General features: G+C 56.4%; 18 protein-coding genes. 7 read left to right on the top strand and 11 right to left on the bottom strand.

Translation table 11 applies throughout. The features are described 5' to 3' along the window. Positions 1-183: 183 nt before the first annotated feature. The 3 genes from ACIP1X_RS02010 to ACIP1X_RS02020 form a co-directional block, all read right to left on the bottom strand. Entirely contained in the window at positions 184-912 is a 729-nt protein-coding gene (locus ACIP1X_RS02010; RefSeq protein ID WP_400748801.1) for an SDR family oxidoreductase, read from the bottom strand. Positions 913-1,034: 122 nt separating this feature from the next. Continuing rightward, positions 1,035-1,511 carry a nuclear transport factor 2 family protein gene (locus tag ACIP1X_RS02015; protein WP_400748803.1) on the bottom strand — a complete coding sequence of 159 codons (477 nt, stop codon included), beginning with the start codon at positions 1,509-1,511 and terminating at the stop codon, positions 1,035-1,037. 46 nt (positions 1,512-1,557) lie between these two features. Beyond that, entirely contained in the window at positions 1,558-2,298 is a 741-nt protein-coding gene (locus tag ACIP1X_RS02020) for an SDR family NAD(P)-dependent oxidoreductase (protein WP_400748805.1), read from the bottom strand. Positions 2,299-2,472: 174 nt separating this feature from the next. Between ACIP1X_RS02020 and ACIP1X_RS02025 the strand changes: the two genes are divergently transcribed. Continuing rightward, complete coding sequence (locus ACIP1X_RS02025) at positions 2,473-3,063, top strand: TetR/AcrR family transcriptional regulator (protein ID WP_400748808.1); 591 nt, start codon at positions 2,473-2,475, stop codon at positions 3,061-3,063. Positions 3,064-3,095: 32 nt separating this feature from the next. Here ACIP1X_RS02025 and ACIP1X_RS02030 read toward each other — a convergent pair whose 3' ends face one another. Genes ACIP1X_RS02030 through ACIP1X_RS02040 form a run of 3 tightly spaced genes read right to left on the bottom strand, consistent with a single transcriptional unit; the run spans position 3,096 to position 5,252 of the window. Then, on the bottom strand, positions 3,096-4,073 hold the full coding sequence (locus ACIP1X_RS02030; protein ID WP_400748810.1) for a saccharopine dehydrogenase family protein: 978 nt from the start codon (positions 4,071-4,073) through the stop codon (positions 3,096-3,098). Further along, complete coding sequence (locus ACIP1X_RS02035; protein WP_400748813.1) at positions 4,070-4,471, bottom strand: VOC family protein; 402 nt, start codon at positions 4,469-4,471, stop codon at positions 4,070-4,072. Before ACIP1X_RS02035 ends, ACIP1X_RS02030 begins: the two co-directional genes overlap by 4 nt. Positions 4,472-4,508: 37 nt before the next feature. Next, a complete protein-coding gene (locus ACIP1X_RS02040; RefSeq protein WP_400748816.1) occupies positions 4,509-5,252 on the bottom strand; it encodes an SDR family NAD(P)-dependent oxidoreductase in 744 nt (247 codons plus the stop codon). 138 nt (positions 5,253-5,390) lie between these two features. On the opposite strand from ACIP1X_RS02040, the gene ACIP1X_RS02045 reads away from it, so the two are divergent. Beyond that, positions 5,391-6,275: an AraC family transcriptional regulator N-terminal domain-containing protein gene (locus tag ACIP1X_RS02045; protein ID WP_400748819.1), complete on the top strand. Its 885-nt coding sequence runs from the start codon at positions 5,391-5,393 to the stop codon at positions 6,273-6,275. A 5-nt stretch (positions 6,276-6,280) separates the two neighbouring features. Here the strand turns inward: ACIP1X_RS02045 and ACIP1X_RS02050 are convergent, their stop codons facing one another. Beyond that, on the bottom strand, positions 6,281-7,030 hold the full coding sequence (locus ACIP1X_RS02050) for an SDR family oxidoreductase (protein ID WP_400748821.1): 750 nt from the start codon (positions 7,028-7,030) through the stop codon (positions 6,281-6,283). A gap of 155 nt (positions 7,031-7,185) precedes the next feature. Here ACIP1X_RS02050 and ACIP1X_RS02055 point away from each other — a divergent pair, with 155 nt between their 5' ends. Further along, entirely contained in the window at positions 7,186-8,097 is a 912-nt protein-coding gene (locus ACIP1X_RS02055; RefSeq protein ID WP_400748824.1) for a LysR substrate-binding domain-containing protein, read from the top strand. A gap of 4 nt (positions 8,098-8,101) precedes the next feature. On the opposite strand, the gene ACIP1X_RS02060 is transcribed toward ACIP1X_RS02055, so the two are convergent. Further along, positions 8,102-9,301 (bottom strand): MFS transporter, encoded by a 1,200-nt coding sequence (locus ACIP1X_RS02060; RefSeq protein ID WP_400748827.1) that lies wholly within the window; start codon positions 9,299-9,301, stop codon positions 8,102-8,104. Positions 9,302-9,363: 62 nt separating this feature from the next. After that, positions 9,364-10,113 (bottom strand): glucose 1-dehydrogenase, encoded by a 750-nt coding sequence (locus tag ACIP1X_RS02065; RefSeq protein WP_400748830.1) that lies wholly within the window; start codon positions 10,111-10,113, stop codon positions 9,364-9,366. 191 nt (positions 10,114-10,304) lie between these two features. Here ACIP1X_RS02065 and ACIP1X_RS02070 point away from each other — a divergent pair, with 191 nt between their 5' ends. From ACIP1X_RS02070 to ACIP1X_RS02080, 3 genes are all read left to right on the top strand, one after another. Continuing rightward, positions 10,305-11,216, top strand: a complete 912-nt coding sequence (locus tag ACIP1X_RS02070; RefSeq protein ID WP_400748833.1) for an AraC family transcriptional regulator N-terminal domain-containing protein — start codon at positions 10,305-10,307, stop codon at positions 11,214-11,216. 320 nt (positions 11,217-11,536) lie between these two features. Continuing rightward, a complete protein-coding gene (locus tag ACIP1X_RS02075) occupies positions 11,537-11,953 on the top strand; it encodes a glycine zipper domain-containing protein (protein WP_400748836.1) in 417 nt (138 codons plus the stop codon). A 141-nt stretch (positions 11,954-12,094) separates the two neighbouring features. Continuing rightward, entirely contained in the window at positions 12,095-12,367 is a 273-nt protein-coding gene (locus ACIP1X_RS02080) for a hypothetical protein (protein ID WP_212546112.1), read from the top strand. 44 nt (positions 12,368-12,411) lie between these two features. On the opposite strand, the gene ACIP1X_RS02085 is transcribed toward ACIP1X_RS02080, so the two are convergent. Together ACIP1X_RS02085 and ACIP1X_RS02090 are read right to left on the bottom strand one after the other, a co-directional pair. Then, the gene (locus ACIP1X_RS02085) at positions 12,412-12,933 is read right to left on the bottom strand and encodes a hypothetical protein (RefSeq protein WP_053119598.1); all 522 of its coding nucleotides are present in this window, start codon (positions 12,931-12,933) and stop codon (positions 12,412-12,414) included. Positions 12,934-13,203: 270 nt separating this feature from the next. Next, positions 13,204-14,085 (bottom strand): LysR family transcriptional regulator, encoded by an 882-nt coding sequence (locus ACIP1X_RS02090; protein ID WP_400748839.1) that lies wholly within the window; start codon positions 14,083-14,085, stop codon positions 13,204-13,206. A 139-nt stretch (positions 14,086-14,224) separates the two neighbouring features. Between ACIP1X_RS02090 and ACIP1X_RS02095 the strand changes: the two genes are divergently transcribed. Then, positions 14,225-15,202, top strand: a complete 978-nt coding sequence (locus ACIP1X_RS02095) for a hypothetical protein (protein ID WP_400748842.1) — start codon at positions 14,225-14,227, stop codon at positions 15,200-15,202. The last annotated feature ends 40 nt before the right edge of the window (positions 15,203-15,242 follow it).

Below are 15,242 nucleotides of genomic sequence, written 5' to 3' on the forward strand. Positions count from 1 at the left end.
AGTTTGCCGATGTCCACTATTGGCCGCTCACAGATGTCCGCTTCCGGCCAATTGCTGACAGTCGCGAAGTTGCGGTGTCGGCCAATAGCACTTGCCTCTGTCATCCTGACAACGCGACTGGAAGCAGCGCTACCCTCACTGCGCTCAGGTCTCCTGCGGATCATCAGATTAAGTAGTCAGGAACTACCACGGTTGCCGACCATGGCTTCCAAAGAAGCCACCAGTAGGACCGTCGGATTCGAGCAATGCCATCTTGATCGCGATAGCCGCACCCTCTTCAGGGGTTAGCAGACCCGAGTTGCCATTAAGGTCGGTCCTTACATGACCAGGCTCGACCGCATTCACCTTGATGCCCAACGGCGCCAGCTCCTTGGCGAAAGAGACGGTGACCGCGTTGAGCGCGACTTTCGACGAGGTGTAGTCAAGCAGGTTGACGGTCGAATAGAGCGAGGTGGGGTCGGTGATCAATGTGAGCGAGCCGACGCCGCTGCCCATCATGACAACCCGTGCCTGATCGGCGGCCTTGAGCAATGGCAAAAACGCTTGGGTGACGCGCACTGGGCCAAACAGGTTGACCTCATAAACAGCCTTCATGTCCCGCATGCGCACCTGGCTGGGCGCCCGCGTCATGTCGACTGCAATGCCCGCATTGTTGACCAGCACATCAAGCGCCTCAATGTGCGCAGCCAGAGTCGTGGCAGCGTCTTGCACGCTGGCGTCGTCTGCAACATCCAATTCAAGAAAGCCGGCGTCGAGCCCTGCTTTACGCAGCTCAGCGACGGCGTGCTCGCCACGTGCAACGTCGCGTGCGCCGATCCAGACAAAAAAACCAGCCTCGGCAAGACCTTTGGCAATCGCGAGCCCAATGCCTTTGTTGGCACCGGTGATCAGCGCCTGTCGTTTGTTATTCAAATTCGAATTCCTCGGGAGTAAAAACGCCTTGGCGAGACAGGCATTCATGCGAAATGAGCGAGAAGCCAAGCCGCCCCCCACCATTCAGGAACGGCGCGGGCGTGCTTTTCCCATCAGGCGCTCTAAGCAACTAGATGGCGCTGGGCGCCTTGCACGTGGTGCTGAAGGTCACCGGCGAAGCGCAAAGTCACCTCGCGACGACTGAATCGCCATTCGCCATCGTGCAATTCAAATTCGTCGAGGTACTTGCCGGTGCAGATAGGCTGCAAGGGAAACCCATCAAGCTGTTGATGCACGGTGTAATAGCTGGCCGAACTCGCCTTGTCGCCCGACGGCGCGACATCAATCAGCACGTTGGTGATCGAGTGCCAGGTGCGTGGCGTGCCGTCTTCATGCACTTGCAGGCCGGCGTCGAAGAACGCCAGCAAACCCTCCCGAGTGGACGCTTCGGTGCCAAGAACATGAAGCACTGCATGCTGAAGCACGTCTGCCACACCGGTAAAATCGCCACTGTCCAGACGATGAATATAGGTAGCGTGAAGGCGGTGGATGGCGCTCTCGGCGGCGAGACGTGCAAGCAGTTGTGAGGTATCACTCATGTTTTTCTCCAGGGATTAAGGGCGAGCCGGAGTGACAGCGATGGGGTCACACCTGAGAGGCGCCGCCGTCGGCGAATAGCTCCACGCCATTGATGTAGCTCGCGGCATCACTGGCCAGAAAGGCCACGGCCTTACCGATTTCGTGGGCCTGGCCGATTCGGCCTATGGTGCTTTTTTCACTCAATGCCTTGATGACTTCATCGGCCTGCTCGGCCAGCATCTTGCGCAACGAATCGGTGTCGACGGGGCCCGGACTGACCATATTGATCCGCACCCCACTGCCGCGAATGTCGAGCACCCAGCTTCTTACCAGCGCGCGCAGTGCAGCCTTGGTCGCGCCATAGACGCTCAGGCCTGGGCCTGGATCGATAGAGGCCGTTGAGCCAATAATGACGATGCTGCTGCCTTTTCCCATAAGGGCGAGCGCCCCCTGAACGGTGAAGGTCACGCCTTTCACATTGGTGTTGAACACCCGGTCGAAATACGCTTCTGTGATGCTGCCCAAAGGCTCTACTTCGCCCATACCGGCGTTTGCCACGAGTACGTCAATGCGGCCGTGGCGCGACTTGATCTTGCCGAACAACATTGCCAAATCTGCCGCGATTGAAACATCCGCCACGATTGCGGTGGCACGATCACCCAGGATGGCCACGGCATCATTGAGCTGCGCCTCCCGGCGACCGGTGATGACTACATGAGCCCCCTGCTCCACCAGCTCCTGGGCAATAGCGAGCCCGAGGCCCGACGACCCACCGGTGACCAGAACGACTTTGTCTTGAAATTGCATTGCGATGTCCTCTACAGGCGATTTGGAAGATTGAATTTATGTAGCGAACACTACATACGCACGATCAACCACGCAACACATTTAGTAATCGCTACATAAATTGAGCGATCCGCACCGGACAATTGATGTTGAATTTAGTGATCGCTACACTGGGCGCTTATCCACGAGGTCACCATGAACGAGAAAACTCGCCAACGTCGCCCGGCCTTCGACAGAGAAGCGGGAGTCGCCATCGCTCAGGCCATGTTCCATGAACACGGTTTCGACGCGGTGAGCCTTACCGACCTGGTCGACGCTATGGATATCAAGCCGCCAAGCTTCTACGCGGCATACGGCAGCAAAGCCGAGTTGTTTGAGCGGGCGATGCAACTCTATGCCAGCGAAAACGCCCTCCCGCTGGACAAGATCCTCGCGCCGGAGCACCCGCCCGGCGAGGCGCTTTGCGCGCTGTTGGTCGCCGCTGCAAAGCAATATGGAAAAGACACCACATTGCGAGGCTGCATGATTACCGAGGGCCTGCGTGCCGATGACGAAGTGGCCCGTACGATGGCTGAAACCCTGGCTAACGGCGGCCTTAAGGTCATACGGGCTTACCTGGACAACGTGCAGCCGGGTAACGCGCAAACCCTCGCGGATTACATTACGGTTACGTTGCGCGGGCTTTCAGCCGCCGCGTGCAATGGCATGTCGCGCAAACGACTGATCGACGTGGCGCAGACCGCAGGGAGGTTCATCAGCCATGAACTAGCAGGCCCGCAGGATTGAGCGCTATTCGCGTGGAATGATCAGCGGCCCATCTATCGATCAGTCACCCACGTACCAGGAATGCTTTGAGCAAAGCCGACGCCAAACACCTGTGCCGGCGTTGCAAAGCCCTGCCTGACTTCACCGCCCAATACCCTGCGCGCTGCCTCTACTGCGGCCAGAGGCGTATAGGAATAACCGTTCACCGTCCCGATCACCGAGCTCGCCACGGTTCCGTCAGCGCCGGTCACTTCAGCGACCGCGTGAGCGGGTTGCGCCAGCCGCTGCTCGGCGCTCGGGCCATCAGGGAGTTGTGCCAGATCACCTGTCGGAAATGCATCACCGGTGACGTGAACGTACATTGCGATATTGGGGATAGCCGTCGAATGCCATGCGGTAATCAGGTCACCAAAAGACAGCGGTGCGCAGAGAACCGGGCCGTTACCAAAGTCGAACAACTGTGGCTGGGCGTCGGGGGTGGCAACCAATCGCCCATCGATCCGCGCCATCAAGCCTGCGCCGATGATTTCGCTGGCGCTGATCGCCGAACCTCTCGACATGGACCCCGCCACCTGAAGTGCAACACGCAGTGATTGAGGGCTACGCACACGCTCCGCTACGTGCATGGCCAGGCAGTCGGTTGGCACCACGTCCCAGCCAACACCGGGCAGCAGCATCACCCCCGCTTTGGCAGCCTGCACGCTAAGCCGCTCAGCCAATCGGTAAACGTTGATTTCGGCGGTGATGTCCAGGTAGCTGACGCTGGCCTCAATGCAGGCGTGCATCAAGGGTTGCGCGGTGAGTGCAAACGGTCCCGCGCAGTTCAGGAGTACATCCACTCCTTCCAAGACCCTGGACAGCGGCTCATCGAGCGAAAACACCCGGTAGGACACGCCCAGGCGCTCGGCCAGTTTTCGCAGCTTGGCGGCATCGCGACCGGCAATTTCAACGTTCAGCCCATCGGCCTTGGCTTGTTCTGCAACCATGGCGCCGGTGTAACCCGCAGCGCCGTATATCATTAGTTTTTTCATGCGCTGTGCTGCCATTTTTTGTAGACGAATTCGAGGCTATAGCCGTCCGGGTCCAGCACATTGGCGGCGTAGTACTCGGGGTCGTAGTGCAAACGGGCGCCAGGCGGACCGTTGTCTGTGCCGCCGGCCTGAATAGCGGCGGCGTAGGCGGCATCTACCTGCGCGCGGCTATTGGCGACAAAGCCGATATGCGCCGCGCGCCCTTCAACAACGCCTTCGCGCAGCCAGAAAAATACGCGCCCGTTTGCCCCAAACCCCTTGAGGTCGGGATGACCGGGCGGGCCATCCTTGCCGTCGTAGTCAAGGCGGCTGGTGATGCCTAACGGTGGCAGCGCGGCGCTGTAGAACGCGATGGAGCGCTCCAGGTCTGCGACAGAAATAAAGACATGGTCGAGCATGGTGTTTTCCTCGCTTAAAGGGTGTGTGTGGAGGGGCCTAGATCATGTAACCGCCTGCAACCTCAATGGTCTGGGCATTGATCCAGGCACTCTCCGCAGACAGCAACGTGGCGATCACACGGCCCACATCTTCTGGCTCGCCTACCCGGCCCAACGCGGTTTGCCTGGCGAGCAACGCTTCGAACTCATCGTTCAGGCCGCCACCCAACTCGGTACGAATGGCTCCTGGCGAGACTGCGTTGGCGCGAATGCGGCGCTCGCTAAACTCCTTGGCCATGTAACGGGTCAGCACTTCCAGCCCGCCTTTGAACGCGGCGTACGGCGCAACGCCCGCCGTGGCCACACGGGTCGTGGCGCTAGTGAGGTTGACGATGCTGGCACCATCGGCCAGCAACGGCAGCAGTGTCTGGGTCAGAAAAAACGGACCCTTGAGGTGGACGTTAAACAACCCGTCGAATTGCGCTTCGCTGACCGTCGCGATTGGATTGAACAGCCCGTAGCCGGCGTTATTGACGACACCGTCGAGGTGCGCCACATCCCATACCTGCTGCAAGACCTGATGAACTGTCTCAGCAAAAGCGCCAAAGCTGCTCACGTCGGCCACATCCAGCTTCAGCGCAACGGCTTTGCCACCACCTGCCTGAATCTGCTCGACCACTGCCTGCGCCGCTTTCGGGTTGTTGTTATAGGTCAGGACTACGCCCATACCTCGTTCGGCGCAGAGGGTGGCTGTACTGGCGCCGATGCCACGGCTGCCCCCGGTGATCAGAATGACGCTCATGGTGTGCTCCGGTGTGGATTAGATGAGATGCCACAGTAGCTATCACCGTGCGCAGCCACGCAGCCATTCCTACTTAAAACCTGCCTGTTTCTGCTTTTTGCTTGCGCGGCCTACCCGCTCTGGCGTCAGATGCTCAGCATGAATAATCAACTGAACGAACTCCGGGCGCTGGCCGCCCATGCCGAGAACCGGCGTACCGAAACCGGCATTCCCCGTGTCGCCATGGTGCAAGGCGAGGTACCGGAACATCTGTTGGCCGCTGTGTACGACCCGATGATCAACCTGATTTTGCAGGGCAGTAAGTCGATGACTGTTGGCGACCGCACCTTGCGCTACGACCCGGCGACCTACTTTGTAATGTCCATCGAGTTGCCGGCCGTGGGCAAGGTGCACCCCGCCGCCACGGGCGAGCCGTACCTGGCCGTGAGCCTGACGTTGGCCCCGACGATTCTCGCCACGCTGTTGGCGGATCTGCCCAAACCTGCCGAGCGGGTTGCACAGGAAAACGGCTTTTCCGTAGCCGCTGTCACGCCCGAACTGATGGACGCGTGGGTGCGTATGTTACGACTGATGGAGCGCCCGCAAGACATCATCGCTCTGGCGCCGGCGTATGAGCGGGAAATACTCTACCGCGTCTTGCAGGGGCCTCAAGGCTGGATGCTGCGTGAAATCGCAGCCCCGGACACCGCCATGGCCCGAGTAAGCCTGGCCATCCAGTGGATTCGTCGCTACTTCGCCGAGCCCATTCGTGTCGACGACTTGGCTGAGAAAGCAGCGATGAGTGTGTCGGCCTTCCACCGCCATTTCAAAGCAGTGACCAACTTGAGCCCATTGCAGTATCAGAAACGCGTTCGGCTGCTCCAGGCCCGCACGCTGTTGGTGTCCAGCGCCAAAAGCGTCACCACGGCGGCCTATGAAGTGGGCTATGAAAGCCCCACCCAGTTCAGCCGCGACTACGCCCGTGTTTTTGGCTTGCCGCCAGCGCGGGATGCCGCGCGAATTTTGGCGGACACACGGGCTTAACCCGTTTAGCTGTTCTGACCACCATCTACGTTCAAGGTGGCGCCGGTGATATATCCGGCGTCAGGCCCCACCAGGAACGCCACGGCGCCCGCCACTTCTTCTGGCTGGCCGTAGCGACCCAATGCCGTCATCTGTTTAACCATGGCAGCCACATCACTTGTTTCTGGGTTCATCTGGGTGTTGATCGGGCCCGGCTGCACGGTATTGACGGTGATATGACGCCCGCCTAAATCGCGCGCCCAACCACGGCTATAAGCAGCGACCGCTGCCTTGCTCGCAGCGTAGTCAGCGATACCTGGGAAAGGCGCACGGCTGGCAAACATGGTGCCGATGGAAACAATTCGTCCACCGTCAGCCAACAGCGGCACCGCCGCACGAACAGCCGCGACAACGCCACCCACATTGATGGCGTGCTGGCGCTCCAGCTCGGCAATATCGGCCAGCGGATCGCCGATTACGCCGGTGACAAACACCCCGGCGCTGTTCACCAGAATGTCCAGGCGACCGAAGTGGGCGTGTACCTGGTTGACCATCGCAGCGACAGCATTAGCGTCCGCCTGATCGGCAGCTAGGGCCAACGCCTGCACACCCAGTGATTCGATGTGGTGCGCCACCGTACGGGCATGCTCCGCTGATGTGGCGTAGCTGAACGCCACATCAGCACCTTCGGCGGCCAAACGTTTGGCTATAGCGGCACCAATGCCACGTGAGCCACCGGTAACCAATGCAACTTTACCTGCCAGGGACTTGCTCATGATTTTCTTCCTGTGTAGTGAGGGGCCAGTCGCGAATGACAAACCGTGCCGCCACACTAACCACCACCAAAGCGGGGATAAACTGGTCTAATCGGTATGCTCTATCACTGCTTTGGTGATAAACGTACTTCTCCAGATCCTCAAGAGGTGCACGCGTGGACTACTTTCTTGCCGTACAAGCGTTCAACCGCATTGTCGAAACCGGCAGCTTCGTCAAAGCAGCCACGCAAATGGACCTGCACCCCAATGCCGTGACCAAGCTGGTACAAGCGCTGGAAGCACACCTGCGGGTAAAGCTGCTTAACCGCACCACGCGGCGGGTCACGCTGACCAATGAGGGCGGCGTCTATTACGAACAGATGAGTCGGGTGCTTGATCGCTGGCTGGAGGTGGAGGCGGAAATTGCGCTCACCCAGTCGGCCCCGAAAGGCAAGGTCAGAATCGATATGGGCACCACCATCGCCACCCTACTGGTGATACCGGCGCTGCCTGACTTTCACGCCCGCTTTCCGCAGGTGCAGATTGATATTGGCGCGAGTGATCGCACAGCAGACCTGGCCAGCGAAAACATTGACTGCGTGATTCGCGGCGGCGTCCTGCAAGACTCCTCGCTGATTGCGCGACGCCTGGGAAGCCTACCGTTTGTTACCTGCGCAACGCCGGCTTACTTGGCTAAGCACGGTGTGCCCAGCCACCCAGGTGAACTGGAAGATGGCCATGCGCTCGTACGTTACTTTTTCCCGGGCTCCGGAAAGCAGAACAACCTCGAGTTCGTCAAGGGCGATGAACACGTCGCCGTGCAAGGCCATTACGTGGTGGCCGTCAACGACAGCAACGCCTATCTCGCCGCAGGCCTTGCAGGATTAGGGGTGATCCATACGTTACGGTTTATGGCGCAGCCGTATATCGACGCCGGCAGCTTTGTGCCGGTGTTGCAAGATTGGCAGGCCGAGCCCAACCCGCTTTCGGTGGTGTTCATGCCCAACCGACACCTGAGCGTTCGCGTGCGCGCATTTGTCGATTGGCTGGTGGACCATTTCGCTGCCCACCCACACGTGCTGCCCTAAGGGACTACCTGGGGAAGCTCGCGACAATCCACAATGTGGCGCCCAACGTACCCGCCACTCCCACCCCCATCGCCATTTGAACGCCGAAGTGATCAACCACTACACCGCCGATCAGTGCGCCGAGCCCCATCGCCAACTGCCCGGCAGCAACGAATAGCGCTGCTACAACCTCAAGTTGATCGGGCGCGGCCTTGAATATCCAACTCTGGATGGCGATAGGCAGCATGCCAAAACCAACGCCCCAGACAACGACCCCTGCTGCCGCCCACCCTGAACTCGCGCCACAGATAACCAGCGCCAACATGGCACCACCTAAGAATATTGATGTGGCCAGCACCGCTCTGCGTACATTGCGCTCGACAAACCAACCGCAAAAAAGGTTGCCGAAAACTCCCGCCACGCCATAGGCGAGTAGCAACGCACCCAGGCGGCACGACTCGATACCGCTAATTTGCGTTAAAAACGGTGCGATATAGGTGTAGGCGGCGAACTGCCCGATAAAAATGAGCACAACCGCCACGAGCCCTGCCCGAACGATGTTCATCCTCATCACCACCGGTACTTGAGCGAAGCCCAGGGATTTTTCAGGTGGAATACGCGGCAGTAGCACCACTAATGCCACCACCACCAGCACAACCAGCGCTGCGAAGGCTGCAAACGCTAATCGCCATCCTAGTAGCCCGCCAAGGAATGTCCCTGCTGGTACGCCGACTACGGTGCCCAATGTCACCCCGGAAAAGATGACGGACGTTGCCCGGCCAATGGCGTCGGGCCTTAGTCTGGGGCCCAGTGAAACCCCAATGGTCCAGAAACCGCCCACCGCGACGCCGAGAAGCATCCGAGCCATGAGAAGAACGCCAAGGCTATTGGCGCAGGCGACCAGTGCATTGGAAATGACCAACAGACTGAGCAACATCAACAAGGCGTGCTGACGCTGAATACGCTTGCCCACGCTGATGGTTAGCAGCGCCGCACCGGCGGCCACGATGCCGGGTGCCGTGACCATAAGGCCGGCCTGCCCCTCACTGATCGCAAGGTCCTGGGCAATTTGCGGCAACAGCCCCACAGGTAAAAATTCTGCTGTCACCAGCGTGAACGCGCCTACGCCGATGGCAACAACTGCACTCCAGGAGGCCGGTGGGGATTGGGTGCTTGGAGTGGTTGATAACGCCAAAGCAGATGCGGCTTTTAAACTGTCCGTCATTGTCGAAACCTGAAGGCATACAGGCGCACGTTGCCGAACGCCCGTGGGTTATTCGGCAGACGTCAGTAGCCCACGCCGCGCACACCACCGGATGCCCGGATGGATTCACCTGTCACCCAGTGGGCATCTTCGGACGCTAAGAACACGGCAAGCGGCGCAATGTCCTCAGGCTCGCCAAAGCGACGCAACGGCGTACCGGCGATAAGTTGCTCGCCAAATTCACCGGCGAAATTGCCGTCTGTGGCAGGTGTGTTGGTATGGCCTGGAAGGATGGAGTTAACCCGAATACCCCGTGGCCCCAGCTCTCTGGCCAACGCGAAGGTCAACGTATCGATTGCGCCTTTGGTAGCCGAGTAAACGCTCGAAGCAAGGTAGGGGTCGGTGCTGAGGATTGAGCTGATATTGATGATGCTGCCGGATGTGCCCAGCAGTTTTACAGCCTCGCGCGCCGCCAGCAGATAGCCGAGCACATTGAGGTTGAACTGCTTATGAAAGGCCTCTTCGGTTAAGTCTTCAATCATTTGAAACACGGCAACACCCGCGTTGTTCACCAGAATATCCAGCTTGCCGAAGTCAGCGGCAACGGTTGCAAATAGGCGCGTCACGTCAGCGCCGCTGCTCATGTCCGCTTGTATGGCAACCGCATTCGCACCTTGTGCTTGAATATGTGCAACCACCGATTCCGCGTCGTCTTTGCTGGAGGAGTAATTGACGATGACGGTGGCGCCAGCTGCGCCCAGTGCTTTGGCTATCCCAGCACCGATGCCTTTGGAAGCGCCCGTTACTACCGCGATTTTTCCTTCAAGTTTCATAGGAGACCTTTCTAAAGTGGCAAGTGACGCAGCGTCCGTTATTGGCCTCCGGTCAGTCTCGAAGGCCTAACGCTGCTTGCCATCAGTATTGGCTCGGCGCCGCGTAAAGCCGTTGCCGGTTCTTCTCGAACCCTTGCCTATTCTTCTCACCTGCATTGCTTTACGCACCGGTCTACGCCATCGTGACTCGCATGAACGACACCATGAATGAATTGCGCAGCATCGTTATGCGTGCTCAAAGCCAGTGGACGGAAACCGGTTTGCCACGTGTGGCGATGGTCCATGCCGAGGCCTGTGCCAGCAAGGTTTACCAGCCGATGCTGCACCTCGTACTGCAAGGCTCGAAAACCTTGTCCATTGGCGACCAGTTGCTGAGTTACGGAGCGGCCACGTATTTTGTGGTGCCTATTGATGTACCGGCTACCGGGGAGATTTACCCAGGCGGGCCGGACGAGCCCTATCTCGCCATCAGCTTGACCCTGGACCCCAGCATCATCGCGTCGTTGCTGGCGGACAGACCTAAGACGGAAAGTCAGCCTCACCCCAGTTCCTTCGCGCCTGTTGCGGCGCCCACTGAAATGCTTGATGCCTGGTTGCGCATGCTGCGCCTGATTGACCATCCTGATGAGGCGCCGGTGCTTGCCCCGATGATCGAACGCGAGATTTTGTTTCGCGCGCTTCAAGGGCGCTTTGGGGAGATGTTGCGCGAGATAGCCCGCCCGGATGGCCGACTTTCACAGGTTCGCCGAGCTACCCAATGGATACGCGAGCATTACACCGAGCCCTTTCGGGTAGAACCTTTAGCGGCCATGGCCGACATGAGCGTCGCGGCGTTCTATCGGCACTTCAAAGCCATTACCGCAATGACACCGATCCAATACCAAAAGCGCCTGCGCCTACTCAGAGCGCGATGGCTCCTGCTATTCGAAACGCACAACGCGGCCGCCATCGCATTCACTGTTGGCTACGAAAGCGCCTCGCAATTTAGCCGTGAGTACTCACGCTTGTTCGGGTTGCCGCCTGCCAGAGACGCCGCAAGGTTTAAAACGCCGGCGGATGCCAGCGACCCAGACAAGATGAATGTGACGGCATTAGGGGGTTAACGAAGCATTCGAAGGTTGTCAGTCCGAGTCGCAAGATGAAAAGCGCGGCCAAGTTCTGGCCGAGCGGACAGTCCGCTAATGGCCGAAAGCGGTCACTCATCAACGGCCGTTTTTTGCCAGAAAAGATCATTCTGTAACTCGAAATAGGCACTCCGTCGATCTTGATAACTCGCACTACGAATCTGACGGCTTACGCGATAAACGGCACCCCTACCCGGCAATTGCTTGACCCAGATTAATGCACGGCCGAATGCGCATTGACCTGACTAGCTCGGGCCAACAGACTTTCCTGCTTATTTGAATAGCGGGAGGTGAGTTCGATGCGCAAATCATTATCGGTTGTTGCATTAAGTCTGTTTGTTGCTCATTACGCCGTCGCCGGTGAAACCACCAACACAGCACTGGGCGGAGGTCTCGGTGGTGCGCTTGGAAGTGTTGTCGGTCAATCGGTCGGGGGAAGCACTGGCGCGTTAATCGGTGCCGGGGTTGGCGGTGCAACCGGGGGCGCAATCAGTGCAAAAAGCGGCAAGAAAACTGAAGCGGCGATTGGCGGCGGTATTGGCGCCGCTGGTGGCCAGGTCGTTGGCGCCAGTCTGGGCGGATCAACAGGTGGCCTGATCGGCGCGGGATTGGGCGGCGCAGCCGGCGGTGCAGTGGGCAATAACCTGGCTGACGATAACGACCATCACTCCGGCCATGACCACAAGCACAAGAATAAACACAGTCACAAACATTGAAACTGAGCGCCTGATCTTCTCCTGCTGGCAGCCTGTCGCGACGCGTCAATAAAATTTGAACCGCTTCAGAACGCACTCGCCTAATGATCAGCTTGTGAGTATTCCCACAGGCAATGTGCCAATACCGGCATGCTCCGAGAGGTGATCAACGTGGCTAAAGACGAGAAGAAAAGCAAAGGTGAAGCTTCCAAGGCCAGCAAGGACTTGAAAGACAAGAAGTCATCACCGGAAAAGAAATCCGCGGCAGCCTCGGCGCTTTCGAAATCTTCCGATAAGAAAGACAAGAAAAAAGACGCCGAACCGAAAAAAGCCGATAAGAAGGCCGATAAGAAAGCCACCAAGAAAGCTGATAGCAAGCCTGAAAAGGCCAAGAAATCAGAGAAGGCCGACAAGCCGGCGAAGAAGAAAAAGTAACCTCTGCTATCGGCTAGGGCGCTACGCCCTAGCCTCTTCTCTTCTTACAAATCTTTGTTGATGTCTGGTGGCAGCGGGCCGAGGAACATTCTTTTCAGTCGATCACGACCCAGTGCGCGCGTCAGTTCTGAAAAGACGCAATACACAAAGATCAAAGTAATCAGCAGAATCTGCACTGCCCAGAATTGGGGCCAGTTCATCGAAGTCCACAACGTGGCGTTCGCGTCCATGAAGCTGTGTGCCTCTTTCCAGAACTCATACAGCCGCTCCAGATAATGAACGACCAGCGCCACCAGCGCGTACATGAGCGTTTTCCAAGTGACGTTCCAGATCAGCGGCTTTTCCGGAAAGCGATTGATGAACGGCAGCATGTCCGCGACCAGCACGGATTTGCCGAGCACCAGCGACGCGATCAGGATTGACGTGGAGACCGGCAGTGAAACGCCTGTGCCCTTCATCATCAGCGTACGGATGAGGGCGACGATGTGCAGAATGATGAAGAAAAATACCGTCGGCGGAATGGCCTTCATGACTTCGTGCTTGATCGTGTGGAGTACGGCTTTCATATCGATCCCCTGAGCGAGTACAGCACAACGCTTGGTGTTTAATGATCGAACGAGCTTAGTCGAAAATTACGCGTTACCCCTCCCTTGCGCCTACCTTAAAGACGTAAACATGATCATCGGAGGATTGATGTGCTCACCAAGGTCTGCCTTCAGTAAGCAAGGCCCGCTCGCTGGTTCTTTCAGACTTCACGAAACGGAGATAGGTACGATGAAGTTTGAACCGGCGTTCACAACTCACACCATTCAACAAACCCGGTTAAACAGCCACTCTCAAAAACCGCACCTCAAATCTTTAAACTCTGCCTGCAACAGCTCTGCAAACTTATCTTTTGCATGATGAAATTCGACATTTTTGTTAAAAACAAAATAATTTTTTACGGGCAACAAATCCTCAAACACATACTCACTTAAACTTCCGCCTCGGCTAAACTGCTCACACACACCTTTCGGAACTAACGAAACGCCCGCCCCGGAACTGACGCAACCAAGGATCGTACCGTAACTGGCTATGCTCGTTATAGGGCTCGACACTTCGTGCCTCTGCAGCCAATTTACTAACTTCTTCCTGTACGGGCACCCTTCGGGCCACATGAATATATCGATGCCATTCAAATCATGCGGCTCATGTATCCACCCCATATCCGGAGAGGCAATTAATACCAGCTCCTCCATGTAAATCTCAACACTTTCAATATCCGGGTGTTCAGGCTTGACAGCGATGATCGCTCCATCCAGATCATGGCTGAGCACTTCGTTAGATAATTGTGTCCAATTTCCCGTACTGAACTGCATTTGCACAGAAGGATAGAGCTGATGAAACTTTGACAACAGCTTAGGTAATCTGCCTATAGCCGCGGACTCTATGGCGCCAATTTTTAACTTCCCGGACGGTGCTGAGGCGGGATCAAGGGCCCTTTGCGACTCCTCACACAGAGACAGAATCCTGTTAACGTAGCCAAGGAACAACCGTCCGGAAGGGCTGATTATAAGCCCCCTGCCTTTCCTGATAAATAAAGGGGCCCCGAGCTCCCTCTCTAAAAGCTTGATTCTGTTTGTGATGTTTGACGGAACACAGTGCAACAGTTCCGAAGCCCGGATAATGCTTCCTTGATCGGCAACTGCTTTGAAAATCTTTAACTGAGACAACTCCATGTCATCGCTCACCAAAAGTGAATAGTGAGATCACTATAAATCACTTGTTTCGGTCGTTCAACTCGTTTAGTTTTTTTGAATTCTGCGCCCATAACGTATATTTCAAAAATAACAAGGCCAGTCTTATGGAGTGAGACAGATGATCAGTTCAGCATTACCGCAAACTCGTTATAAGTCAGAAAAATTTAAATCCATGCATGAGTTTGGCGAGATTTTCATTGAAGCGCTAACAAAGCATATACGGAGTTTAAAAATCCCAGGACGAGCCATATTTAAAGACAACAGAAGCCCACCTATATTAGCGCACATCACTCAAATAGCCGAACTTCAGGACGCAATGTTTGAGGTGCTATGTCACCCAATTACACAGGAAGCTCAAAACCATTGTGAAAGTGCCTTTCGGGCTCTTTTGGAAAAACCAACGCCGGATTCTGCCATTATGAAATTTTTTAACGGCTGGAATGAAACCCATAAAACTACCAGTTTGGTCTCGGCTAAAATCATAATGCGGCTATCAGCAGATGTGCTTTCAGTGCCTGCCGAAAAACTAACGGGCCATCATCGAGTCATGGCGCACATGCATGAAGTCACGAAAGATGATTTTGGACTTGGTCATCCGGGCCACGACTTCATGTACGGATACATGACCGCAGCGTTTGGCGCTACAGCCTGGGTTGAAGATAAATACAAAATACGCGAATGTAACGAGTTTTCAGAATTTCTTTACATTACCGGAGTAGAGCAACACACAGCTGCTTTAAACTCGCCTGAGCACAATAACTCAATCATGGAGGCGATAATGGTGTCTATCGCTTCGGAGCTTTGGAATGGTCGAGAGTACAACTTCATCGCCCAATACATAGAGGAAAAGTTAATCAGCCTCCACCCTTCTCTGCGAACGAAAACTCAGAGTCTGCGTAACGCTAAAGGATATGTCGCAGGACATTCTGGTGAAGTAGAACACAGGCATGGCTTGCATGCTTTAGCCGCAGCACAAACATTTGGTCGAACAGCCGACATAGCTTTTACTCCCGAAAAACTCAAAGGGGTGATGTTGAATTACAATGACAGAGTAGGAAACGCTTTTTCGGCTATGCACCAAGCTTTGCTCTCATAGAACCCAGTATTACTATTAAAGAATATATCAGCTACATCTC

The sequence above is a fragment of the Pseudomonas sp. NPDC088885 genome, assembly GCF_044750025.1.
Lineage (GTDB): Bacteria > Pseudomonadota > Gammaproteobacteria > Pseudomonadales > Pseudomonadaceae > Aquipseudomonas > Aquipseudomonas rustica.

What these genes read in the sequence shown, in the direction of transcription:
- ACIP1X_RS02015 (WP_400748803.1), bottom strand. Translation starts at nt 1,511, where the DNA reads ATGAGTGATACCTCACAACTGCTTGCACGTCTCGCCGCCGAGAGCGCC.
- ACIP1X_RS02020 (WP_400748805.1), bottom strand. Translation starts at nt 2,298, where the DNA reads ATGCAATTTCAAGACAAAGTCGTTCTGGTCACCGGTGGGTCGTCGGGC.
- ACIP1X_RS02025 (WP_400748808.1), top strand. Translation starts at nt 2,473, where the DNA reads ATGAACGAGAAAACTCGCCAACGTCGCCCGGCCTTCGACAGAGAAGCG.
- ACIP1X_RS02030 (WP_400748810.1), bottom strand. Translation starts at nt 4,073, where the DNA reads ATGAAAAAACTAATGATATACGGCGCTGCGGGTTACACCGGCGCCATG.
- ACIP1X_RS02035 (WP_400748813.1), bottom strand. Translation starts at nt 4,471, where the DNA reads ATGCTCGACCATGTCTTTATTTCTGTCGCAGACCTGGAGCGCTCCATC.
- ACIP1X_RS02040 (WP_400748816.1), bottom strand. Translation starts at nt 5,252, where the DNA reads ATGAGCGTCATTCTGATCACCGGGGGCAGCCGTGGCATCGGCGCCAGT.
- ACIP1X_RS02045 (WP_400748819.1), top strand. Translation starts at nt 5,391, where the DNA reads ATGAATAATCAACTGAACGAACTCCGGGCGCTGGCCGCCCATGCCGAG.
- ACIP1X_RS02050 (WP_400748821.1), bottom strand. Translation starts at nt 7,030, where the DNA reads ATGAGCAAGTCCCTGGCAGGTAAAGTTGCATTGGTTACCGGTGGCTCA.
- ACIP1X_RS02060 (WP_400748827.1), bottom strand. Translation starts at nt 9,301, where the DNA reads ATGACGGACAGTTTAAAAGCCGCATCTGCTTTGGCGTTATCAACCACT.
- ACIP1X_RS02065 (WP_400748830.1), bottom strand. Translation starts at nt 10,113, where the DNA reads ATGAAACTTGAAGGAAAAATCGCGGTAGTAACGGGCGCTTCCAAAGGC.
- ACIP1X_RS02070 (WP_400748833.1), top strand. Translation starts at nt 10,305, where the DNA reads ATGAACGACACCATGAATGAATTGCGCAGCATCGTTATGCGTGCTCAA.
- ACIP1X_RS02075 (WP_400748836.1), top strand. Translation starts at nt 11,537, where the DNA reads ATGCGCAAATCATTATCGGTTGTTGCATTAAGTCTGTTTGTTGCTCAT.
- ACIP1X_RS02085 (WP_053119598.1), bottom strand. Translation starts at nt 12,933, where the DNA reads ATGAAAGCCGTACTCCACACGATCAAGCACGAAGTCATGAAGGCCATT.
- ACIP1X_RS02090 (WP_400748839.1), bottom strand. Translation starts at nt 14,085, where the DNA reads ATGGAGTTGTCTCAGTTAAAGATTTTCAAAGCAGTTGCCGATCAAGGA.
- ACIP1X_RS02095 (WP_400748842.1), top strand. Translation starts at nt 14,225, where the DNA reads ATGATCAGTTCAGCATTACCGCAAACTCGTTATAAGTCAGAAAAATTT.